The sequence below is a fragment of the Nitrobacter sp. MLSD-S21 genome, from assembly GCF_058809865.1.
Genome location: NZ_JBXASZ010000001.1, coordinates 1,082,691 through 1,104,219, shown reverse-complemented (window position 1 = coordinate 1,104,219; position 21,529 = coordinate 1,082,691). Strand labels below are relative to the sequence as shown.

General features: G+C 60.0%; 23 protein-coding genes. 14 read left to right on the top strand and 9 right to left on the bottom strand.

What is annotated here, in order from left to right; all coding sequences use genetic code 11:
• Positions 1 to 189: 189 nt before the first annotated feature.
• The gene (gene cynS, locus AC1RT6_RS05575) at positions 190 to 690 is read left to right on the top strand and encodes a cyanase (RefSeq protein WP_079446474.1); all 501 of its coding nucleotides are present in this window, start codon (positions 190 to 192) and stop codon (positions 688 to 690) included.
• Between the two features lie 145 nt (positions 691 to 835).
• On the opposite strand, the gene AC1RT6_RS05570 is transcribed toward cynS, so the two are convergent.
• Positions 836 to 1,159: a DUF1476 domain-containing protein gene (locus AC1RT6_RS05570; RefSeq protein WP_079446441.1), complete on the bottom strand. Its 324-nt coding sequence runs from the start codon at positions 1,157 to 1,159 to the stop codon at positions 836 to 838.
• A 332-nt stretch (positions 1,160 to 1,491) separates the two neighbouring features.
• Between AC1RT6_RS05570 and purC the strand changes: the two genes are divergently transcribed.
• The 5 genes from purC to purL all read left to right on the top strand — a co-directional run bounded on the left by purC (position 1,492) and on the right by purL (position 7,032).
• Entirely contained in the window at positions 1,492 to 2,259 is a 768-nt protein-coding gene (gene purC / locus AC1RT6_RS05565) for a phosphoribosylaminoimidazolesuccinocarboxamide synthase (RefSeq protein ID WP_173815946.1), read from the top strand.
• Between the two features lie 42 nt (positions 2,260 to 2,301).
• A complete protein-coding gene (gene purS, locus AC1RT6_RS05560) occupies positions 2,302 to 2,541 on the top strand; it encodes a phosphoribosylformylglycinamidine synthase subunit PurS (RefSeq protein WP_079446443.1) in 240 nt (79 codons plus the stop codon).
• A gap of 12 nt (positions 2,542 to 2,553) precedes the next feature.
• A complete protein-coding gene (gene purQ / locus AC1RT6_RS05555) occupies positions 2,554 to 3,255 on the top strand; it encodes a phosphoribosylformylglycinamidine synthase subunit PurQ (RefSeq protein WP_079446444.1) in 702 nt (233 codons plus the stop codon).
• 213 nt (positions 3,256 to 3,468) lie between these two features.
• The gene (locus tag AC1RT6_RS05550) at positions 3,469 to 4,689 is read left to right on the top strand and encodes a cytochrome P450 family protein (protein WP_079446445.1); all 1,221 of its coding nucleotides are present in this window, start codon (positions 3,469 to 3,471) and stop codon (positions 4,687 to 4,689) included.
• Between the two features lie 132 nt (positions 4,690 to 4,821).
• Positions 4,822 to 7,032 carry a phosphoribosylformylglycinamidine synthase subunit PurL gene (gene purL / locus AC1RT6_RS05545; protein WP_472789451.1) on the top strand — a complete coding sequence of 737 codons (2,211 nt, stop codon included), beginning with the start codon at positions 4,822 to 4,824 and terminating at the stop codon, positions 7,030 to 7,032.
• Positions 7,033 to 7,325: 293 nt separating this feature from the next.
• Here the strand turns inward: purL and AC1RT6_RS05540 are convergent, their stop codons facing one another.
• A complete protein-coding gene (locus tag AC1RT6_RS05540) occupies positions 7,326 to 7,691 on the bottom strand; it encodes a hypothetical protein (RefSeq protein ID WP_079446447.1) in 366 nt (121 codons plus the stop codon).
• Between the two features lie 561 nt (positions 7,692 to 8,252).
• Between AC1RT6_RS05540 and AC1RT6_RS05535 the strand changes: the two genes are divergently transcribed.
• Complete coding sequence (locus AC1RT6_RS05535; RefSeq protein ID WP_079446448.1) at positions 8,253 to 8,486, top strand: BolA family protein; 234 nt, start codon at positions 8,253 to 8,255, stop codon at positions 8,484 to 8,486.
• Between the two features lie 7 nt (positions 8,487 to 8,493).
• On the opposite strand, the gene egtD is transcribed toward AC1RT6_RS05535, so the two are convergent.
• Both egtD and egtB read right to left on the bottom strand, forming a co-directional pair.
• Positions 8,494 to 9,459 (bottom strand): L-histidine N(alpha)-methyltransferase, encoded by a 966-nt coding sequence (gene egtD, locus AC1RT6_RS05530; RefSeq protein WP_079446449.1) that lies wholly within the window; start codon positions 9,457 to 9,459, stop codon positions 8,494 to 8,496.
• A 43-nt stretch (positions 9,460 to 9,502) separates the two neighbouring features.
• A complete protein-coding gene (gene egtB, locus AC1RT6_RS05525; RefSeq protein WP_420799274.1) occupies positions 9,503 to 10,756 on the bottom strand; it encodes an ergothioneine biosynthesis protein EgtB in 1,254 nt (417 codons plus the stop codon).
• 295 nt (positions 10,757 to 11,051) lie between these two features.
• On the opposite strand from egtB, the gene grxD reads away from it, so the two are divergent.
• Together grxD and AC1RT6_RS05515 are read left to right on the top strand one after the other, a co-directional pair.
• On the top strand, positions 11,052 to 11,390 hold the full coding sequence (gene grxD / locus AC1RT6_RS05520) for a Grx4 family monothiol glutaredoxin (protein WP_079446450.1): 339 nt from the start codon (positions 11,052 to 11,054) through the stop codon (positions 11,388 to 11,390).
• A 364-nt stretch (positions 11,391 to 11,754) separates the two neighbouring features.
• The gene (locus tag AC1RT6_RS05515; RefSeq protein WP_079446451.1) at positions 11,755 to 12,021 is read left to right on the top strand and encodes a PepSY domain-containing protein; all 267 of its coding nucleotides are present in this window, start codon (positions 11,755 to 11,757) and stop codon (positions 12,019 to 12,021) included.
• A gap of 67 nt (positions 12,022 to 12,088) precedes the next feature.
• Here AC1RT6_RS05515 and rpsD read toward each other — a convergent pair whose 3' ends face one another.
• The 3 genes from rpsD to AC1RT6_RS05500 all read right to left on the bottom strand — a co-directional run bounded on the left by rpsD (position 12,089) and on the right by AC1RT6_RS05500 (position 14,818).
• A complete protein-coding gene (gene rpsD / locus AC1RT6_RS05510) occupies positions 12,089 to 12,706 on the bottom strand; it encodes a 30S ribosomal protein S4 (protein WP_079446452.1) in 618 nt (205 codons plus the stop codon).
• Between the two features lie 355 nt (positions 12,707 to 13,061).
• Positions 13,062 to 13,913, bottom strand: coding sequence for a glutamate racemase (murI, locus tag AC1RT6_RS05505; protein WP_079446453.1), 852 nt, complete (start codon positions 13,911 to 13,913; stop codon positions 13,062 to 13,064).
• 347 nt (positions 13,914 to 14,260) lie between these two features.
• Complete coding sequence (locus AC1RT6_RS05500; protein WP_079446454.1) at positions 14,261 to 14,818, bottom strand: PAS domain-containing protein; 558 nt, start codon at positions 14,816 to 14,818, stop codon at positions 14,261 to 14,263.
• Between the two features lie 592 nt (positions 14,819 to 15,410).
• On the opposite strand from AC1RT6_RS05500, the gene AC1RT6_RS05495 reads away from it, so the two are divergent.
• The 3 genes from AC1RT6_RS05495 (at position 15,411) to AC1RT6_RS05485 (ending at position 17,381) form a co-directional block, all read left to right on the top strand.
• The gene (locus AC1RT6_RS05495; RefSeq protein WP_244553450.1) at positions 15,411 to 15,803 is read left to right on the top strand and encodes a hypothetical protein; all 393 of its coding nucleotides are present in this window, start codon (positions 15,411 to 15,413) and stop codon (positions 15,801 to 15,803) included.
• A 171-nt stretch (positions 15,804 to 15,974) separates the two neighbouring features.
• Entirely contained in the window at positions 15,975 to 16,757 is a 783-nt protein-coding gene (locus AC1RT6_RS05490) for a rhomboid family intramembrane serine protease (RefSeq protein ID WP_472789455.1), read from the top strand.
• A gap of 195 nt (positions 16,758 to 16,952) precedes the next feature.
• Complete coding sequence (locus AC1RT6_RS05485; protein ID WP_079446457.1) at positions 16,953 to 17,381, top strand: CBS domain-containing protein; 429 nt, start codon at positions 16,953 to 16,955, stop codon at positions 17,379 to 17,381.
• Positions 17,382 to 17,393: 12 nt separating this feature from the next.
• On the opposite strand, the gene AC1RT6_RS05480 is transcribed toward AC1RT6_RS05485, so the two are convergent.
• On the bottom strand, positions 17,394 to 18,443 hold the full coding sequence (locus AC1RT6_RS05480; protein WP_079446476.1) for a patatin-like phospholipase family protein: 1,050 nt from the start codon (positions 18,441 to 18,443) through the stop codon (positions 17,394 to 17,396).
• 211 nt (positions 18,444 to 18,654) lie between these two features.
• Here AC1RT6_RS05480 and AC1RT6_RS05475 point away from each other — a divergent pair, with 211 nt between their 5' ends.
• Entirely contained in the window at positions 18,655 to 19,701 is a 1,047-nt protein-coding gene (locus AC1RT6_RS05475; RefSeq protein WP_079446458.1) for an RgsD C-terminal domain-containing protein, read from the top strand.
• 212 nt (positions 19,702 to 19,913) lie between these two features.
• On the opposite strand, the gene yidD is transcribed toward AC1RT6_RS05475, so the two are convergent.
• Positions 19,914 to 20,258 carry a membrane protein insertion efficiency factor YidD gene (gene yidD / locus AC1RT6_RS05470; RefSeq protein ID WP_079446459.1) on the bottom strand — a complete coding sequence of 115 codons (345 nt, stop codon included), beginning with the start codon at positions 20,256 to 20,258 and terminating at the stop codon, positions 19,914 to 19,916.
• 264 nt (positions 20,259 to 20,522) lie between these two features.
• On the opposite strand from yidD, the gene AC1RT6_RS05465 reads away from it, so the two are divergent.
• On the top strand, positions 20,523 to 21,440 hold the full coding sequence (locus tag AC1RT6_RS05465; protein WP_079446460.1) for a COG3904 family protein: 918 nt from the start codon (positions 20,523 to 20,525) through the stop codon (positions 21,438 to 21,440).
• Positions 21,441 to 21,529 lie beyond the last annotated feature (89 nt).

Below are 21,529 nucleotides of genomic sequence, written 5' to 3'. Positions count from 1 at the left end.
CCGCCGCGTGGAACTACGGCTCCATCGCGGGTGCCTGCATAAGCGGCATTCGTTGCGCAAATTCCGATCAATCGCTCGCCGTCCGCACCGATTTCTCACATTAAACGCTGTCCGGACCCGTCTACTCGTTCGTGGCACGGGCATTGCAATGGATTGTCCCAGGCCCTTTCAGTCAGACGGGAGATGATGATGAAACGATCCGACCTCACGGAAAAGATTCTCGATATCAAGCGCGAGAAGGAATGGAGCTGGTCATACATCGCAGGCGAGATCGGCGGTTATTCCGAGATCTTGATCGTCAGCTCGCTGCTCGGCCACATGAGGCTGTCCAAGCCGCAGGCGGCGATCGCCGGAAAGCTGTTCGGCCTTTCCAAGGCGGAAATCGCGATGCTCGGCGAGGTGCCTGTGCGCGGCGCTGGTGTGACGATGCCGCCGACTGATCCCTTGATCTACCGTCTGTACGAACTGGTGATGATCAACGGTCCGGCGCTGAAAGTGCTGATCGAGGAACAGTTTGGCGACGGCATCATGTCGGCGATCGACTTCGACCTGGAGCTCTCGCGCGTTGCCAGTCCGAAGGGCGATCGCGTCAAGATCGGCATGTGCGGCAAATTCCTGCCGTTCAAGTATGCCGCCCCTGCCGGGAATGCCACCGGGGGTAATGTGGAGCACCAGCTCGAGAAGGCGTGAGAGAACGGCTCCGCTCGACCGGCGTGGTCATCACGAAGAAAAGCAGGGGCGACGCGTCGGGAATCGCCCCTGTGTGATCCGCGCCCGGCGCAAAACCGGCGCGGGCGAGTTGTGTTGACTCAAAAATGAGGGAGGCGGGAGAAGTTTACGTCCCCGCCTTCACCTGAGCTACGGCGTCCGCCAATAGCATATCCATTTGCGCGCGGACCTGCTGTTCTGTGAGTGCGACGCCCTTGGCGGTCAAGTCGCGCATCACTTTCTGAAGCACGTCGTCGTCACCCGGCTGTTCGAAGTCGGCGGTGACGACCTCCTTGGCATACGCGCTGGCGGCGTCGCCGGTGATTCCGAGCTTCTCCGCGACCCACAGGCCCAACAATTTGTTTCGGCGGGCAAAGGCCTTGAATTTGTGTTCCTCGTCGAGCGCGAACTTCTTCTCAAAACCCTCTTGACGCTTTTCGAATGAGTTCATGGCCTGGGTCCGGTTTCCGTTGTTGCCAAAACTGCCGGCCGGCCGCGTTGCCGCGACCGGTTGGAGTTCCTAAGTTACATACTAGATAGGAAAGGGCCTATCCGGGAACAACAGGCGCAAGGTCGCAGGCAGCGGGTAAAACTTCGCCTCTGACGGCCTGCATTGATTGTGCGGGGTGACTCAATCGGCTACGTTGCGGACAAGCTGGGGTTCTTGTTCTGTTTCCTGTTCTTGTTCAGGAGTCCTGGCTTTCGCGGCAGCTCCGCCACGGTCACATCAAGCGCTCGGAGCACACCAGATTCATGGATTTCAACAACACACGGTACATCCCAATGAGCCGTCGGCGTCGCATTTACGAAGGCAAGGCCAAGGTGCTTTACGAAGGACCGGAGCCGGGTACCCTGATTCAACACTTCAAGGACGACGCGACTGCGTTCAATGCCAAGAAGCATCAGGTGATCGAGGGCAAGGGCGTCCTCAACAACCGGATTTCGGAGTACCTGTTCCAGCACCTCAACGACATCGGGGTGCCGACGCATTTCATCCGCCGTCTCAACATGCGCGAACAATTGATCCGCGAGGTCGAGATCGTGCCGCTGGAAGTCGTGATCCGCAACGTTGCGGCGGGTTCGCTGTCGCAGCGGCTCGGCATCGAGGAAGGCACCCAGCTGCCGCGCTCCATCATCGAGTTCTATTACAAGAACGACCAGCTCAACGACCCCATGGTGTCGGAGGAGCACGTCACGGCGTTCGGCTGGGCGACGCCGCAGGAGATCGACGACATCATGGCGCTGGCGATCCGCGTCAACGATTTCCTCACCGGGCTGTTTCTCGGCATCGGCATCCGGCTGGTCGATTTCAAGATGGAATGCGGCCGGTTGTTCGAAAATGAGATGATGCGAATCGTCGTCGCCGATGAAATATCCCCCGACTCGTGCCGGCTATGGGACATCAAGTCGAACGAGAAGCTCGACAAGGACCGCTTCCGTCGCGACCTTGGCGGGCTCCTGGAGGCCTACACCGAAGTTGCGAAACGGCTCGGCATTCTGATGGAGAACGACCGGCCGGTCGGTGCCGGTCCGGTGCTGGTGAAGGGATAGTTTTCGCTGCCTCCTGAAGACGGACAAAGATAGAAGCTGGATATGAAGGCACGCGTCACCGTCACGTTGAAAACCGGCGTTCTCGATCCGCAGGGCAAGGCCATCGAGGGCGCGCTGAAATCGCTGGGCATCGAGGGGATCGCCAGCGTGCGTCAGGGCAAGGTGTTTGACATCGAACTCGCCGGCGACAAGACGAAGGCGGAAGCCGCGCTCAAGGCTGCCGCCGACAAGCTGCTGGCGAACACCGTCATCGAGAACTATCGCGTCGAGGTTCTGGGCTAGGCGACGCACGACATGAAATCCGCCGTCCTCGTCTTTCCCGGCATCAATCGCGAGCGCGACATGGCGCGCGCGTTGCGGCTCGTATCCGGGCGCGAGCCCGCGATGGTGTGGCACGCGGAAACCTCTCTTCCCGAGGGCACCGATCTCGTCGTGGCGCCGGGCGGTTTTTCCTACGGCGACTATCTTCGCTGCGGCGCCATCGCTGCGCGCTCGCCGGTCATGAACGCAGTGCGCGCCTTCGCGTCAGATGGCGGTCTTGTGCTCGGGGTTTGCAACGGTTTTCAGATTCTGTGCGAGTCCGAGCTTTTGCCGGGAATCCTGATGCGCAACGCGCGGCTGAAGTTCATCTGCCATGACGTGCATGTTCGAGTCGAACGCTCGGACACGCCGTTCACGCGCGGCTACAATGCGGGGCAGGTGATCCGCGTCCCCGTCGCCCATGGCGAGGGCAACTACGCCGCCGACGAGGACACCATTCGCCGCCTCGAGGGTGAGGGTCGCGTTCTCTATCGTTATTGCTCGCCGTCAGGCGAGGTCGGCGATACGCATAATATCAACGGCGCAGCGCAGTCGATCGCCGGCATCATCAACGAGCGCGGCAACGTTCTCGGCATGATGCCGCATCCGGAAAATCACGTCGAAGACATTATGGGCTGCACCGACGGGCGCGGCCTGTTCGCCGGACTCGTCGCGCATCTGGGGCGGGCGGCGTAGCATCGTGGATGCAGTCCGCTGACATGCCGCCCCTTGTGTCTCTCCTGAGAGAGCCATGTGTTTGATGATTGCGGTGCCGTCAGCTAGGCATATTCAGAATGGATCGTACAGACATCGGCTTGAGCGCTGATCCGCTCTCCCGGTGGCTATGTGAGTGTCTGGGGCTTCTGCCGACGAACAACGTCCGTCTGCTCTGGAGAGGACGATGAAGTCATGATCAAGGCGCGTGATTTCGATGTTCTTTCGCCTGAATTTCACGCGAATCCTTTTCCGACGCTTGACCGAATGCGAGCCGAAGGTCCGATTGTTCGTATTAGGTTGCCGATCATCGGCTACACATATCTGGCCGTCACGCACGATGCCTGCGCCGCGCTGTTGAAGGATCATGTGAACTTCGCGCGCGATCCCGCCAATGCGGGGAGCAGAACACAACTGCGAATACTGAGGTTCCTTCCAAAGACGATCGGCCTTCTCGCACAAAACATGCTCGGTCAGGACGATCCTGAACACCGCCGCCTGCGCAGCCTCGTCGACCAAGCGTTCGCGCGGCGCACGATAGAGGCGATGAGGCCGATGATTTCCGAGATCGCTGATCGCATTCTCGACAGATTGAAGGGGAGGACAGAGGTCGACCTCATGTCCGAGTTTTGCCGGGACCTGCCGCTCTCGGTCATTTGCGCGATGCTCGGCCTTCCGGATCAAGATCACGATCGATTCAAGAGCTGGCTGGGCGGGTTAAAGAACACCGCCAGTATTGGCGCGGTCATCCGCGCCATTCCCGGCGTGATCAGAGTTGTCCGCTACCTGCGCCGTAGTTCGAGATCGGGAGGTGGCGCGCTGTCCGGCGGACTGATCGCAGAGCTTCGCGATGCCGAAATCGCTGGCCAGACCCTCAGCGAGGACGAACTGGTATCAATGATTTTTCTGCTGTTCGGCGCCGGACAGGAAACCACGACCCATTTGATTTCAGGCGGGCTCTTCGCCTTGTTGTCCCACGAGGATCAACTCAATCAGATCCGCCGTGATGCGGGCCTGATGCCGACTTGCGTAGAAGAGTGCCTGCGCTACGTATCGCCGGTCCAGATGACAAAACCGCGCTTCGTGACTCGCGAACTCGCTTGGCAGGGCCGGCAATTCCGTCGCGGCGACATGATTGCCGGATTCGTCGCGGCCGCGAATTGCGACCCTGCCAGATTCGAGCACCCTCATCGTTTCGACATCACGCGGCACCCGAACCCACACCTTTCATTCGGCACGGGCGTACATTTTTGCCTTGGCTTCCAACTTGCTCGGGCGGAGGCGGCCATCGCGTTCGAACGCATTCTCGCGCGCTTTCCAGACATGCATCTGGCTGCGCAGGCGAGGAGTATCGAGTGGCACAAGCGCCTCGGCATACGGGGGCTGACGCAACTGCCGGTACGGCTCGTAGCGTAATAATGCAGGTTAGCAAGACGGCATTCCGGCCTCGGCTCCACGCAACCCATGGAAAGCGTGGAATCGGCCGGTAAAAGACCTTTTCCCGCGCACCCGATCTCCTTATTAAGGAGGTAAATCGCGTCAGGACCCATGATCAACAACGAACCCCAGATCACTCCCGAGCTTGTCGCTTCGCACGGCCTCAAGCCGGATGAATACGAGCGCATTTTGAAACTGATCGGCCGAACGCCGACCTTCACCGAGCTCGGCATCTTTTCGGCGATGTGGAACGAGCACTGCTCGTACAAATCCTCGCGCATCCATCTGCGCGGACTGCCGACGAAAGCGCCGTGGGTGATCCAGGGGCCGGGCGAGAACGCCGGCGTCATCGACATCGGCGACGGGCAGGCGGTGGTGTTCAAGATGGAGAGCCACAACCATCCGAGCTACATCGAGCCTTATCAAGGTGCGACCACCGGCGTCGGCGGTATCTTGCGCGACGTCTTCACCATGGGCGCGCGACCCATTGCCTGCCTCAACGCGCTGAGCTTCGGCGATCCGTCGCATCCCAAGACGCGGCATCTGGTATCGGGCGTCGTTGCCGGTGTTGGCGGCTATGGCAACTCGTTCGGGGTACCGACGGTCGGCGGACAGGTGCGCTTCCACACCCGCTATGACGGCAACATCCTCGTCAACGCCATGGCGGTCGGGCTCGCCGATGCCGACAAGATCTTCTATGCGGCGGCGTCGGGCGTGAACATGCCGATTGTTTATCTCGGTTCCAAGACCGGCCGCGACGGCATCCACGGCGCCACCATGGCGTCGGCCGAATTCGACGACGACAGCGAGGAGAAGCGTCCGACCGTTCAGGTCGGCGATCCCTTCGCCGAAAAGCTGCTGCTGGAAGCCTGTCTCGAAATCATGGATGCCGGGTGCGTCATCGCGATCCAGGACATGGGAGCGGCGGGGCTGACGTGTTCGGCCGTGGAAATGGGAGCCAAGGGCGATCTCGGCGTCGATCTCGATCTCGATAGCGTGCCGACGCGCGAGCAGGGCATGAGCGCCTACGAGATGATGCTCTCGGAATCGCAAGAGCGCATGCTCATGGTTCTGAAGCCCGAGAAGGAAAAGCAGGCGGAGGCAATCTTCAGAAAGTGGGGACTCGACTTCGCTATCGTCGGCTCCACCACGCCAAGCAAGCGCTTCGTCGTCAAGCACGGCGGCGATGTGATGGCCGACCTGCCGATCAAGGAGCTTGAGTCGGAAGCGCCGCTGTACAACCGGCCGCATGTGCCGTCGCCGCAGTTGCCCGTCATTCAGGCGCGCGACGTTGCACCGCCTTTGCCCGTCGTCGATGCGCTGGAAAAACTGATTGCCTCGCCGGAGCTGTGTTCGAAGCGCTGGGTGTGGGAGCAGTACGATCATGTCATCGGTGGTAACACCGTGCAGCGGCCCGGTGGCGATGCGGCGGTGGTGCGCGTCGAGGAAGGACCGAAGGGGCTTGCGCTTACTGTCGATGTGACCCCGCGCTATTGCGAGGCCGATCCATTCGAAGGCGGCAAGCAGGCGGTCGCGGAAGCCTGGCGCAACATCACAGCGGTCGGCGGTCGGCCGCTGGCGATCACCGACAACCTCAACTTTGGCAATCCGGAACGGCCTGAGAATATGGGCCAGTTCGTCGGCTGCCTGAAGGGCATCGCCGATGCCTGCCGTATGCTCGACTTTCCCGTCGTGTCCGGCAACGTCTCGCTCTACAACGAGACAAACGGCCGTGGCATTCTACCGACGCCCTCGATAGGCGGCGTCGGTTTGCTTGATGACTTCACGAAGTCAGCCTCGCTTGCCTTCAAGGCGGAGGGACATCCGATCCTGCTGATCGGTGATACACAAGGCTGGCTCGGTCAGTCGGTTTACTTGCGCGATATCTGTGGACGCGAGGAGGGAGCGCCGCCGCCGGTCGACCTCGCCGCGGAAAAGCGCAATGGCGATGTTGTGCGCGGCATGATTCACGCGGGAACGGCAACGGCCGTTCATGACGTTTCCGATGGCGGACTTCTCGTCGCGCTGGCGGAAATGGCGATGGCGAGTGGCATCGGCGCTGCACTCGACGCGGCGGCGGCCGCGATCGTGCCGCACGCCTGGTGGTTCGGCGAAGATCAGGCGCGCTATATCGTGACCGTTCACGAGCAGGACCTCTTGAGCGTTTTCACCAAGCTCAAGGCGGTGGAGGTGCCTTGCATTCAGATCGGGCTGACCGGCGGTCACGAGATCGCGATTGCCGGCGAGCGCGCCGTCCACATCAAGTCCTTGCAGCACGGCTTTGAAAGCTGGCTGCCGGACTACATGGCGACGAAAAGCTGACGTTCGGCTAGAGGACACGCCTGTGCCGGAAATTTAGTGCAGCGCGGCCCTCGTCACCCAACTCAGTGCGAATGTGCCGACGCCACTCAGTGCGAATGTGCCAACGCACTCAGTGCGAATGTGCCAACGGCTGCTGAAGCGGGCGTACGGCAGTTCTATGCTGAGGACACAATGCAGCGTACGATCGCAACGATGGTGGGTCTCTAACCATAGCTTCCGGTTGGCGCACGAGCCATCATCCCGATGACTTCACCATCGTTGTCGAACATCTCAAGCCAGGGGCATCGCGCCGCTCAGTACCCATAATTCGGGCAAACCCAGCTGCCGTAGGCGTTGTAGCCGCAGCCGCTGCGGTAGTAGGCTCCCGTCGCAGCTGCGCCGACCGCCGCCGCGCCCACTGCCGCGGCACCGACACCGTAGCCGCGATAGCCGTATCCACGATAGCCGTAGTGCCCGCCGCGCACAGCAACCGCGCCGCCCCGGTATCCCCGACCTGCAACCGCGCCGCCGCGATGCACGGCACCGCCGCGGTGCATGCCGCCGCCGTGGAAACCTCCGGCGTGCATACCGCCGCCACGACGGGCGAATGCGTCATTGGGGAAGGTCGTAACCAGCAGCATGGCTACGGCTGCCGAAGCGATGAGAAATTGACGCAACATTTGCGTACTCCTTCTTCGAGAGAGGAAAGCCGCGGACGCCTGCGCATCGCGCCGAACCGCGGGTTCTCTCCGAAGCCTCGCGCGCGAGAGCTTCGCGCCCTTGACCTACATCAAACCTCGCGGTTCCCATCTGCGTGAACGAGCTATTCCATCTCCTCCGACGCCGCACGCTTCCGGCTCTTGACTTGATCCAATCGCTGGCGGACGGCCCGATGCGGCCTGGGTTCGGCGTCATCATGACCGGGTGATCGGGGCCGGGTATCTTCCGGCCACTTTCTTGCGGTTGGCAAATATAGGACTGATCGTTGTGACGGGGATCGGGCGACCGCGTTAAGTTGAGCAGACGTCACGGCGATTCCGGTGCATGATCCGGGCTAGTGTCCCGATTCCGAAGTTCGCATGTCTCCGCGGCAACCTTTGATGCGAATTTCGGAATCAAAGGGACACTAGTAACTCTATGATTCTAGTGTGTTTTGGTTCAGAAATTCGCTTGACTGAACCCTCAGGAAAATAAAGCGAACGTTTGAACCACCCCACGAGCCGGATTTAGGAGGCACTTTGATGCCGATGGAAGCGCGGGAAATCGAATCGATGATCAAAAAGGCGATTCCGGACGCCCAGGTGACGATCCAGGACCTTGCCGGTGACGGCAACCATTACTCGGCGACCGTGATATCGGAGTCGTTCCGCGGCAAGTCTCGCGTGCAGCAGCATCAGATCGTCTATCAATCGCTAAAGGGCCAGATGGGTGGCGTGCTGCACGCATTGGCTTTGCAGACCGGCGTGCCGGAGTAGTCCCGCCTCAGCTAATCAGCGCGTGAACCGAAAACATTCGCTCCGGGTCGGTCCACGCCGCTATCGGCGTCCAACCAGAGCCCTTCGCCAAGGCGTTGAAACGGTCGGTGCTATACTTGTAGCTGCTTTCGGTGTGGATACTTTCGCCGGTGCGAAAGAAGAAGCTGCGGCCATGCAAGCGGGCTGTCTGCGGCTTTTTGCTCACGAGATACATCTCGATCCGGTGTCGATCCCGATTGTAAATCGCGCGATGGGCGAAGGCGGACAGGTCGAAATTGCCGCCGAGTTCGCGATTGACGCGCGCCAGGATGTTCAGGTTGAAGCGCGCGGTAACGCCGGCGGCATCGTTATAGGCATCGTACAGCGTCCGTTCGTTCTTCTCGAGATCGACGCCGATCAGCATGTACGCGCCCTCACCCAGGATATTGCGAGCCCCCCGCAGGAAGCGGCAGGCTTCGTGAGGCTCGAAGTTGCCAAGGGTCGAGCCGGGGAAGAATCCGACTTTCGGCATGGCCGCGACTTGATCGGGTAGAATGAATGGCGCGGTAAAATCGGCCGTCACCGGATAGATTTTCAGATGTGGAAAGTCTTTTCGCAAGCCGCGAGCCTGTGCGTTGAGAAAGTCACCCGAAATGTCCACCGGCACATAGGCGGCAAATTCACACGCGGCCAGCAGCAGCCGCGCTTTGGTGGGAGCGCCGGCCCCGAACTCCACCAGCGCCGCATGTGTGGGAATGATCGAAGCAATTTCGGCGGACCGATCACGCAGAATACCGAGCTCTGTGCGTGTAGGATAATATTCGGGAAGCCGCGTGATCTGTTCGAATAGTTCGGAGCCTACTGCATCGTAAAAATACTTTGGCGGGAGTTGTTTCGGATGGTGCGACAATCCTGTGATCGCATCACTCGCGAATTCCCGCGTGCTTTCGTTGGATCCAGGCGCCCCGGCCAAAGCGGCAGCATGCAGATTCATGGCATTCTCCCTGCGCAATGCAACGCATTTGAGTTGGCAGCGATCAAGCGCCGTAGTCCGCCAGGCGCAGACCGGTGAATTGCCAACGATGGTGCGGATAAAAGAAGTTCCGGTAGCTGACGCGGCTGTGCCGCTCCGGCGTCGCCAGCGATGAGCCGCGGAGAACGAGCTGGTTGACCATGAACTTGCCGTTGTATTCTCCGAGCACGTCTTGGCTGGCGCGATATCCGGGATAGGGCGAGTATGCGCTTCGCGTCCATTGCCAGACCATGCCGAACGCATCGTCGAGCTGTTCAGCTCGGGCCGCGACTTCCCATTCCATCTCGGTTGGCAAATGCTTGCCGCTCCAGCGCGCGAAGGCATCGGCCTCGTAATAACTGACGTGGCAGACCGGCGCATTGGCATCGATCGGCCGCAAGCCGCCAAGCGTCATGACCTGCCAACCATCGGCCGTCTTCCGCCAGTAGCCCGGGGCTTCCCAAGCCTCGCCGGTCGCCGCAGCGAAGCCGTCCATCAACCACAAGCTGGCGGTGCGATAGCCGCCGTCGTCCATGAAAGCGAGCCAATCGGCATTGGTGACGAGACCGCGCGCGAGCTTTACCGGGCCGACCAAAACGCGGTGCGCGGGCTTCTCGTTGTCGAAATGAAAGTTATCGCCCTGATGTCCGATGGTGTGGATGCCCTCAATCAGTCTTGTCCATCCGCTGCCGGCGTGTGGAGCAGGGGATGTCCATAACGTGTCGTAAGCCGGCGCCATCGGATTCTGGGCAAATGCGTGCAGGATATCCGTCAGCATCAGCTCCTGATGCTGCTGTTCGTGGTTAAGGCCGGCTTCGATCAGCGGAATCAGTCCGGCCAGCATTTTGTCGCTGGTATCGTGAAAGAATTTGACGACCGCGGCGTCGACGTGCCGGCGATAGGCGGTGATTTCTTCCGCGCCGGGACGCGTCAGATGGCCGCGCTGGGCGCGGGCATGACGCGGACCCACGCCGACGTAATACGAATTGAATAGGAAGGCGTAATCCGGATGAAATGGAATGTAGCCGGGACTGTGCTCCCCGAGCAGGAACTGTTCCCAGAACCAGGTCGTATGGGCACGGTGCCATTTCGTCGGACTGGCGTCCGGCATTGATTGCACCATCTGGTCTTCCGGCGTCAGCGGTTCTGCACGCCGCTCCGTTTCGCTCCGGACGGCGAGAAATGCATCCGTCAGGCGGCCGGCCAATGTCCGTGAACCGGAAAATAGCGACGGGTTCGGGGCGGCCATTGCGGCTGCGGCAGACGCAGGGTTCGTCACGGAAATCTCCGGTTTGGGAAAGAACGTTGCTCCGGACATTGGGTTCCGTGGAACAATCCGTTCGCAGGTCTTATTGAGGGTATTGCCGGGAACGATATCCGAGGCTCCGACCGGGCCTAAAAGCGCGGTCTTGACGGTCTGTTTCAGGGCATCATTCACAACCCAGAACGCCCTGCGCGATAGGTTGATGCTCCCGGCAATTTATTTGTTACACAACAGTTTCGGACTATATATAGCAGCGAGCTGCGACGGGCTGTTCGCGGTGCCGGTAACTTGCGGCTAAAGGATGTGATGGATGAGCATTAAGGACACTATTGAAAGCGAACTGAAGTCGAGCGACGTTGTGCTGTTCATGAAGGGCACGCCGCAATTCCCCCAGTGTGGTTTTTCGGGGCAGGTGGTTCAGATTCTCGACCACATTGGCGTGGGCTATAAGGGCCTGAACGTGCTCGAAAATCCCGAACTGCGCGACGGCATCAAGACGTACTCGAACTGGCCGACGATCCCGCAGCTGTACGTCAAAGGCGAATTCGTCGGCGGCTGCGATATTGTCCGTGAGATGTTCCAAGCTGGCGAGTTGCAGAAACTGCTCGGCGACAAAGGCATCACGCTGAACACACCGGCGTCGGCCTGACGGCGGCCTCACGCGCCGTCGGTTCAGCACGACTGGATCTCATCGTCGCGGACATCACCACGCTGGGCGTTGATGCATCCGTCAACGCAGCTCAAAGAATCTCCGGTCGCGGCGGTATTGACGGCGCGACTCGTAGGGTCGCGTGACCGCAAACGGTTGGCATCGCGACTGCCGCGCACGCAGGCGCCAGGAATCCTCAGAGTCCGTGCGGATAAGGCACGCTTTCCAGCCACGTCGCCGTGACCAGTCTAATGGTTGCATCCGCGGGGCGTTAGCGTGGGACGGCGCGGAAAAGCTTCTATGAGGAACCTTCCCGACCAAGGGCAGTTCTTGGCTCAGCCATGTACCTTGCACGGAGACAAGAATGAGAACGCGTTTTATCGCCCTAGCGCCGATGATGCTTGTTTTGGCGGCAGCTACCAGCCCGGCCCATGCAGACCAGCCGGGCGCAGACTGGATGAAGTCCGATCAGGTCATCGAGAAGCTAACCGCCCTGGGATACACAAATTTCAGTAAGGTTGAGGCCGATGATGGCCATTGGGAGTTGGAAGCCGATCTCAAGGGCGTGCGTTATGATTTGAGTGTCGATCCCAAGAGTGGTGAGGTCATCAAAAGCGAACCCGACAACTAATCACTTCGACCTTGGACAAAAAAAGCCCCGGAGCGATCCGGGGCTTTTTTAAATCGAGGCGGTGGGGTTAGCGCGAATAGAACTCGACGATCAGATGGGGTTCCATCTGCACCGCGAAAGGCACGTCCGCGAGTTGCGGAATGCGGATGAATTTCGCGCTTTGCTTGTTGTGATCGGCGTCGATGAAATCGGGCACATCGCGTTCGGCGAGCTGGTTGGCTTCCAGCACCAGCGCGAGCTGTTTGGATGCGTCCTTCACCTCGATGGTATCGCCGACCTTCAGCTTGTAGCTCGGAATATTGACTCTGCGGCCGTTCACCTTGACGTGGCCGTGGTTGATGAACTGGCGCGCGGCGAACATGGTCTGCACGAACTTCGCACGATAGACCACGGTGTCGAGGCGGCGCTCGAGCAGGCCGATCAGGTTCTCGCCCGAATCGCCTTTCATGCGGGTCGCTTCGACATAGATCGCGTAGAACTGACGTTCGGAAATGTTGCCGTAATAGCCCTTGAGCTTCTGCTTGGCGCGAAGCTGGGTTCCGAAATCGGAGAGCTTGCCCTTGCGACGCTGGCCGTGCTGGCCGGGGCCGTATTCGCGTTTGTTGACGGGGCTCTTCGGGCGGCCCCAGATATTCTGCCCCATACGGCGATCGATCTTGTACTTCGCCTCATTGCGCTTAGTCATCGCGTCCTCTTGTCAAAATTAAAGTCTGTGGATCGAGGAAACGCGCCCTCCTGTGCGGATGATCTGGACATGATGAAAAACCGGAAGACCGCTTTTCGGGATCATGACAAATCCGCCGCCGACAGGTCCGGCCCATAAGCTTGACGGGCAGGACCACGGGTCGCGAAACGCAACGCGGGCCAAAACAGGCCCGCGCGCAGGCGTTTTCTAGGGACAAACCGCTTTCCTGTCAAACCATGGCGGAGTCATTTTCGATCGGAAGAACGCCAAACGCGAACGCTGCGGGGAGCTGATCGCCGCTATATCACTTTGCGCCGAAGATTAGCGGCCTGATCCTGTGTAAAATCATGAATCTTCAACGGTTTGTCGCCGGTTCTGGCATCGGCTGATGAGATGCGGGTCGGGCTGGGACGCGGCCGCCGAAGAACGGCGCGAGCGCGCCCGTCAGCGCGTTGGAGCGGCCCGAGGTGAAGATCATTTCGGGCGGGAATTCGCGGCCGCCGGTGGCGCTCGGCGCGAGTGATTTCAGCAGGTCGGCGACGCGGCGGGCGATCGCGGGCGCCGGATCGATCCATGACACCGGCCATGGTGCGAGCCTGAGCAGCCGATCGAGCAACAGCGGGTAGTGCGTGCAGGCGAGCACGACGACATCGGTGCGCAGGTCTCCGCCATTGCTCGCCGTAACGAAACACGGTGTGATTTCGCTCAGGATGTCGGCGTCGCTGACGGGGTTGCCGCTCAAGGCGTCCTCCGCCAACGAAGCCAGGCGCGCCGCGCCAACAAGCGTTACGGTGCAGGCTTGCGCGTGATTCCGGATCAGCGCCTGAGTGTATTCGCGCTGCACGGTCGCCCGGGTGCCGAGCACCGAGACGCGCTTGGTTTTCGACGCGGCGCAAGCCGGTTTGATTGCCGGAACCGTGCCCACGAACGGCACCGAATAGGCGGCGCGCAAGGGCCCCAGAACCGAGACGGACATCGTGTTGCACGCGATCACCACGATGTCTGGGGCGTGGGTGCCGATCAACTCTCCGACCAGCGGCACCACGCGGGCGATGATTTCGTCTTCGCTGAGGCGGCCATAGGGGAAGAAGGCGTCGTCGGCGACATAGACATATCGTGCAGCGGGGAGGACGCCGACGATCTCCCGCAGCACGGTGAGGCCGCCGAGGCCGGAATCGAGGACAAGAATGGTTGGAGTGTGTGACACGCGAGAATATTAGGGACGGTCGGTTACCGCGGAGTTTTTACGGATTGTGTCGATTTGTCCATCTCGGGACAATCATACCTTAAGACAAGGCGATCCCCAACGCTCGCAACATCACGTGGGTGCAACGGCTTTGTGCCGTGTGGAGAGCGATGCGTGGGAAGTCCTGGACCAGCCATTGGGCATGACCCGGAAAACGTCTATAATATCATATTTTTCAATATGATGCGGTTTAATACTCACAAAGAAATCAGCCAGATTTCAGCGCTGCTCGGACGAAACGCTTCGTTCGGAGAAAGACTCGTAATACCAAGAACGTGGTGCCCTTGCTTCATTCTGGCTGAAAGGCTCTAGCGCAATCCTTCGTAGACCATGAAGCCGCGCGCGATCTCGAGCTTTTTCAGTGCGCGTGGGACGAAACGTTGCGGCGGATGATTCAGATAGCGCCACGAAGTGAGCGTGAAGTCCATCACGGGCTGCCGGCTGGGCTGCATCGGCGCTAGCAACCCGGTCAGGCTGGTTGGGGTATGGGTGCGATTGTTGAAGGGGAGCAGCAGCAGTTCGAAGTGTGCGAGCGATCCGTTCCGCTCGGTGGCAGTCAAACCAGCGACCGCGACCAATAGTTCGTCGGACACGATGCCGAGCATGTCGGTAATTTGGGCGCGGCTTGCGGCCGCGAACAGTGTTGAAAAATTCTCCCCCTTAAGGTCGCGGTCGAGCAGGGCGCAGATCCGGGTTCCGGCAACGCGGAACGGATAACCGCGCTCCGGCTCGTAGGAGAGCACGAAGATGTCCCCGAGCAGCTGGCGAACTGCACTCGGTTCAATGACGCGGCGGTCCGGAGCACGCTCGCCGTCACGTTTCTCATCCCAGTAGGCGAAGAATGTGCGGTTCGATGGGTGTTTCATGATGCAACCGTCCTGACCGAGGTCCAACCGGACAAATCTGTCCTATTTCAAGGCACCTCAGCCGTTTGCTGTTGTGCAGGAGCGGTGTTGCAGCGTCCATGCCGGAGGCGGCTTTTGCGTCAGCGACCCCACGCAATTGTGCCGTTAACGTTAAGTTAACCACCTGACCAGGTTCGCCGGAAAGCGGGCTATGATCCCGCCGCGTCATGCGTTCTCTTCAGGTTTCCGCGGATGTGTCGAGCAGTTGCAACCGTCACGAAGATCGGAAGCGGATTTCTTTTCATCGAAATCCATCCGGCCCCACACGATCAAGGGAGGGTTTCTCAGGCCCTCCCTTTACTTTTACGGTTGGCGTCGAGGCGCATTCCGTGCGGCCCGAGAGATTCTTTCGAAAAATCCGCCCCTTCGATCTTGTAAGTTGCTGCCGCCAACATCGACAGCGAGAGCCGGACTGAGTATGAGTCGGCATAATCCGGCCCGGACGGCCGGCCAAAATGGTGGTGGTATGAGACCGGATAGAGCACGGTTCGCCGACTATCCTGTACTCGATAATGGCAGAGGCAAACGCTGAATGAGACAGGCGGGGAGAGTCTTGCGGTTTTGGGTGCCCATTCTGGGTCTTACGATCGGCCTTCAATCGGCCTGTATTCCGGCCCAATCTGATGAACTCGGGAGTAGCCGAACGCCCGTTGCAGAAGTCCAGTTCCCACCGGCTCACCTTATCAAGGATGTGGCTGATCATCCTCGCGCTGGATCCGTTGTTCAGGTGAGCGAGGTCTCAGCTGAAAAAGGAGAGGTCTCAGCGGAAAAGGAGCTCCCAGCAGAAAAAGAAGAGGTCCCAGCGGAAAGGGAAAGAGAGCACGGCGCTCGAAGTCCTCTGGAGATGCTTACTTGGTTTCTGAAGGGCGCGGCATCGCTGACTGCAATGGTGCTTTTCTATAAGGGACTGAAATGGTGGGTGTTCCGCAAGCGGCAGAGCGAGTAACGTATCCACGTCATGTGCTTCTTGCGCGACTGTTTTGACGCTTGTTTGAAAGCGTCGTGTTGTCGAGAATGCCCCGCGATATGCGGACCAGGGAAGGGCCGTCTGGACCGCCGCCATATACCCGGTTTTCGTGAGCCGGATTCGCCCGCTTGAGCCACCAGGTCGCCACCCTTGGACTTTCCCTCAGACCCTTCGTCAGAACCTCGGCGTGAACCGATCCTGACCCTGCCGGGGCCATTGACCGCCTATATTGGCCTTCTCGCGATTATTCATGTCGTGTGGTCGGCGATGCCGCCAGATCTGGAATACTGGATCATTGAGGCGTTCGGCTTCATTCCGAAGCGTTACGATCCGAATCTTCTCGCGACAGCGTTTCCCGGAGGAAGCGGCGCTAAGGTCTGGACATTCGTGACTTATTCGCTGCTGCACGCCAACCTCAGTCACATCGGCTTCAATATCTTGTGGTTGCTGCCCTTCGGCAGCGCGCTGGCGCGCCGTTTCGGCGCCTTCAGATTTTTTCTTTTCATGGCGGTGACTGCCGTTGCCGGCGCGGTCGCGCATCTAGTGACCCATGAGCACAATATTGCGCCGATGATCGGCGCGTCAGCCTCGGTGTCGGGCGCAATGGCTGCGGCGATCCGCTTCGCCTTCGCGCAGGGAAGTTTTCTGTCCTTGGGCCGCGGCGATGCCGACGCTGCCGCGCAGGTGCCCGCGCTGTCGTTGACGCGCGCCCTGCAAAATCCCCGAGTGTTGGCGTTTCTCGCAATCTGGTTCGGTATCAATATCATTTTCGGCATGGGATCAGTTGCAATCGGCGCCGAGCCAGGCAGCGTTGCGTGGCAGGCTCACATGGGCGGCTTTATGGCGGGCCTTCTATTGTTTTCATTGTTCGATCCGGTGCCTCGTTCTCCGCGCGACGCCGAGAATGCGTCTTCCGACGCGGATCATGTCTAACGATTGCTTGCGATGCAGGCTGATTTCATTCATCATCCCCTGGTCAGGCGAGTTTAAATTCGTTCGCGTGCTGGAAACGATGACTCCGTTGGTGCGTTCTACTCGCGAACAAAACTGGATGTTGGTTGTCGCCTGAACGCTAAAGGCAAGGATCGCGCAAAGTGATCCCGCGCGATCCCTCCAAGGGAAGCGACAATGACAGTATGTGCCATTCTCAGCGCCAAGGGTTCTCAAGTCGTAAGCGTTGCGCCCGACGTAAAGCTTTCGGCGGCGCTCAAGATTTTGTCGGAAAAGCAGATCGGTTCCGTGCTCGTCGTGAGCGGTACGCGCATTGATGGCATTCTGTCCGAACGGGACGTCGTCCATGCACTGGATAAACGCGGCGCAGTTGCGCTCGATGAGCCCGTCAGCCTCGCCATGACCCGCAAGGTCGTCAGTTGCCGTCTGTCGGATACGGTCGCTCACCTCATGGAAGTCATGACCGCGGAAAAGTTCAGGCATCTGCCGGTGGTGGAGGAGGGCAAGCTGGTAGGCATGGTCTCGATCGGGGATGTCGTCAAGCTGCGCGTCCAGGAATATGAAGCCGAGCAGGAGGCGCTGCGCGAGTACATCAACACGGCCTGAGCACGTGCTGCATTAAGGATCGGTCCCGCTTTCAGGATCCGCGACGCCAGCGACGTCTGGCGCCGACGCCGGCGCGAGAACTTCGATCGCTTCTACAATCGCGTCGATCGCTCGATCTGCGGCACGTGCACCGTGCGCGATCAGATCGCCGGCGCGGTGAAAGTCGAACCAGCCGATCTGGCCGACCCGCGGCGAGATCAAAAGGTCCGGCGGGTCGCCAGCGAGCCGCGCGCGCGTGATTCGATCCTGCATAATGTTAAACGCGTCGGTCATGACCGACACAACACCCGGGCGACTGCCGCCAGCGAAGAATTCGCGCTTAACCGTTCGCTCGAGCGAAAAGAACTTGCCGAAGCCAAGTCTGCGCGGCGGGGGCTCGACGACGACCTCCTCCTGCACCTCGTTCTGCGTACCATGAGAGAATATCGTGGTGCTGCGGCCGAACACGTCATTAGACAGGTTGGCCGCGATCACAACTTCGGCGCCCAGCGCGCGGGCGGTGGAAACAGGCACCGGGTTGACAAGCGCGCCATCGACCAGCCAGCGGTCGCCAACCAGTATCGGCGCAAAGATACCCGGAAGGGCATAGGACGCACGCATAGCATTGACCAGTCGCCCGTGCGTAAGCCAGATTTCGTGGCCGGTGCGGACTTCCGTTGCGACGCTTGCGAACTTGAGTGGCAGTTCTTCAATCTGGATTTGACCGAGCGACGCCTCGAGTTGGGCGGTGAGCTTGGCGCCGCCGATCAGTCCGGAGCCGTTCAACCGGATATCCAGATAACTGAAGAGACTGCGAGGCTGCAGGCTGCGCGCCCACTCCTCCAGAATATCAAGACGACCGGCGGCATAGGCGCCCCCAACCACCGCTCCAATCGACGTGCCCACCACGACATCGGGCTCGATGCCGTGCGCGATCAGGGAACGGAGAATGCCGATATGAGCGAAACCGCGCGCGGCCCCGCCACCCAGGGCCAGCCCGATCACTGGCCGCCTGACGCTACCCAATCCTACTTTTTGGCCGTTCGACCCATTCTGGTCGCGACCTTTCAAACCCTCCAGCACGATAGGATTCTCCGACTGCCGGCATCGGTTACCATGCTGCCGGCGGACACGGTGAGCAAAAGGATGACTTATTGCTTGCTTGCCAGAAATTATCACCGGATAGCGGCGTTTCAACCCGATGGGCCGGTTTTTAAGTCTTCCACAGCGGGATGCAATTCTGAGCAAGTCCCCAGGCTTGAATTCGCCGTGTTTTCCGGGAAGAACCGGCGCCATGATCTTCGGGGGAAATCATCGATGTAATTCGAGCCGACGCTCATGGCCGTTCCTTGTTTCGGTCGTCACGCTTCTCGCGACCTTTCCATACGCCGCGTCAGCACAATTGTTTGGCGAACGTCCGCCGCCGGTCCCGCCAGCATCCATTCCGGAAGCTCCGTCGGAACCTGCGATCAGCCTTGCGCCGTCCTCCGGTCCGGCATCCACGCCAAATCTACCAGCGCCATTGACTCAGGTGCCGGCCGCCGCCGTGCCGCTGACGGCGCCGCCCAGCATCGCGGCTCCGGCGCAGGGGGTTCTGTCGTTGACCGCGCGCTACGGTAAGGATCTGCCGGTTATCAACAGCGGGCTGATCTGGCGAGTTTATTCCGAACGACCCGACGAGACCGGTGCCTTCAAGCTGGTGCGCGAAAACCATGATGCAACTCCCAGCCTCGTGCTCCCGCCGGGGGGCTATGTCGTGCACGTTTCGCTGGGGCTGGTCAGCGCCGCGCGGCCTGTGACACTCAAGCCTGACACCGACCGCGAGTCGTTCGTGTTGCCGGCGGGCGGCCTGCAGATCGAGGGTCGAGTCGGCGCATCGATGATCCCGCCCAACCAGATTTCCTTCAGCATCTACAAGGGTAGTCAGTTCGAGGGTACCGAGCGCGCGCCGCTGGTGCCTAATGTCGCTGGGGGCGACGTTATGCTCTTGCCGGAAGGTACTTACTACATCGTCTCCACCTATGGCGACGCGAACTCGGTCGTACGCTCGGACATCAGTGTGCAAGCAGGAAAGTTGACCGACGTAACGATCTCTCACCGTGCCGCGCTCATCACCCTGAAACTCGTCAGCGACAAGGGCGGCGAAGCGCTGGCCAATACTGCGTGGTCAGTTCTGACGCCTGGGGGTGATGTCATCAAGGAATCGATCGGAGCATTTCCCAGCGTGATATTGGCCGAGGGTGAGTATCGCGTCATCGCTAAGAACGAAGGCAAGGTCTTCGAGAGGGGCTTCGAGGTCTTCAACGGCGTGGACGGAGAAATCGAGGTTCTCGCGCATTAAAGCTCCCGGATCCGATGTATCAATATCGGGTTAAACCTTTTTGTTTTAGCGCCCTTTTCTTTGAACGAACCACACCTCAGTTCTCGACATACTTCATTCGAGCCTTTCCGCTTCTGATGGGATCAGAAGCGGCGCTTCTATGATTTTGATTTGCCACGTTTTCTTCACGCGAACCGATACCCCCTTCGCTCGAAAACGCTATGGAAATCCTCTCATGGGGCATTCACGCCGCGCCAGCGGCCGTAACGCCACGGCCGGTACCAGGTAGCGCCGGATGGTTTCGCTACGGGAACATTATCGATGCCGGAGGTTCCCCAAGGATGGCAGCGTAAGATCCGCGCCAACGTCATCCAGCCGCCACCCCAAAGCCCGAAACGCTCGATTGCTTCATCGCCGTAGGCTGAGCATGTCGGCAGGTGCCGGCAGTTGAAACCCACCAGCGGCGATAGGGTATGGCGATAGATCCAGATCAACGCTCGGCCGACATTGCGGGGCAGCCGCAAAGCGGCACTTGCGCAAGCCGGGCAGAACCTGGAACTTTGCGGCGTGGGCTTCATGAACGCGGAGCTTTTCTCTCAGGTGTGCCGCAGGTTCCCCCGAAGAACCAGATCAAGCTGCAATATCGCCACAGGTGGCAGAATATCGCACACTCCCAGGAACAATCGCAGCAAAGGTTTATGGACGCTGACAAGTCTCACGGCTAGTTTCTGCTAACAGGATCATCGTGTTGAACGTAGGGTTATGCGTTCGGGTTACTGCATCGGATTGGAACATCGAGCTGCGTTAGATCAGGCAACATCGGCTGTGGGGAAGGGACCGAATTGAGGTTCGCGAAATCATCCGGCTTCTACGGACGGACGCTTCTGTGCGCGGCAGCTTTTTGTTTTGCCTTTTCAGGTTTCGCATCTGCGTTTGAGCAGGGTTCGACGAAAGAAAACCTCGAGGCACGCAAGCATCCGATGCGTTTCTCCTGGATTGCTTGTGAGCCGCACTGTGGGAGCTGGATCAGCGCCGTTGGCCTCGTAACGAGCGAAACTCCGAAAGCCTTCAACGACTTCGCCGCCGGGCGCGATCTTACCGGTGCGACGGTCGTGCTCGATTCCGGTGGCGGCTCGGTCAACGATGCCATTGCGCTCGGGCGGCGCTGGCGAGAACTCGGCGTGCGCACCACGGTTGGGGCCAGCGTCGTCGTCAAGACGGTGGCGGGTGATCGCGCAGCTGTGTTGCCCGAAGCCTATTGCGAGTCCATGTGCGTGTTCGTGTTGCTGTCGGGAAAAACCCGCTATGTGCCTGAGCGTGCACATGTTCGCGTACATCAGATCTGGATGGGTGATCGCGCGGACGATGCCAGGGCTGCGAGCTACACTGCCGAGGATTTGATGATCGTAGAGCGCGATATTGGTCGGCTCGCCAAGTACACCTTCGAGATGGGCGGGTCCGGCGATCTGCTGCACCTGGCGCTCAGTATTCCTCCCTGGGAGGCCCTTCACGAATTGTCGCCAGCGGAATTGCGTTCCGCCAATCTTATGACGACAGACCGTGTTGCGGATGTGTTGCCGGGTGGGGAGGTCGTCGAGGCGCCAGTTGCCGATCTTGTCACAAAGCCGGTGCAGGATCGCTTTCCCGGTATAACGAATGCACCCGCGGCGGCGATGATGACCGGCCAGCCGACCAAGACAGCTGAAGCGGAATCCGCCGGGCACGCTGCGGCGAGCGCTGCTTCGGACCGGCCTCAATAACGACACGAGAGCCTTTCCGCTCCTGACGGGATCAGAAGCGTGGCTCTATGATTTGATCTGATGGCTTTCTTCCCGCGAACGGTAACCGG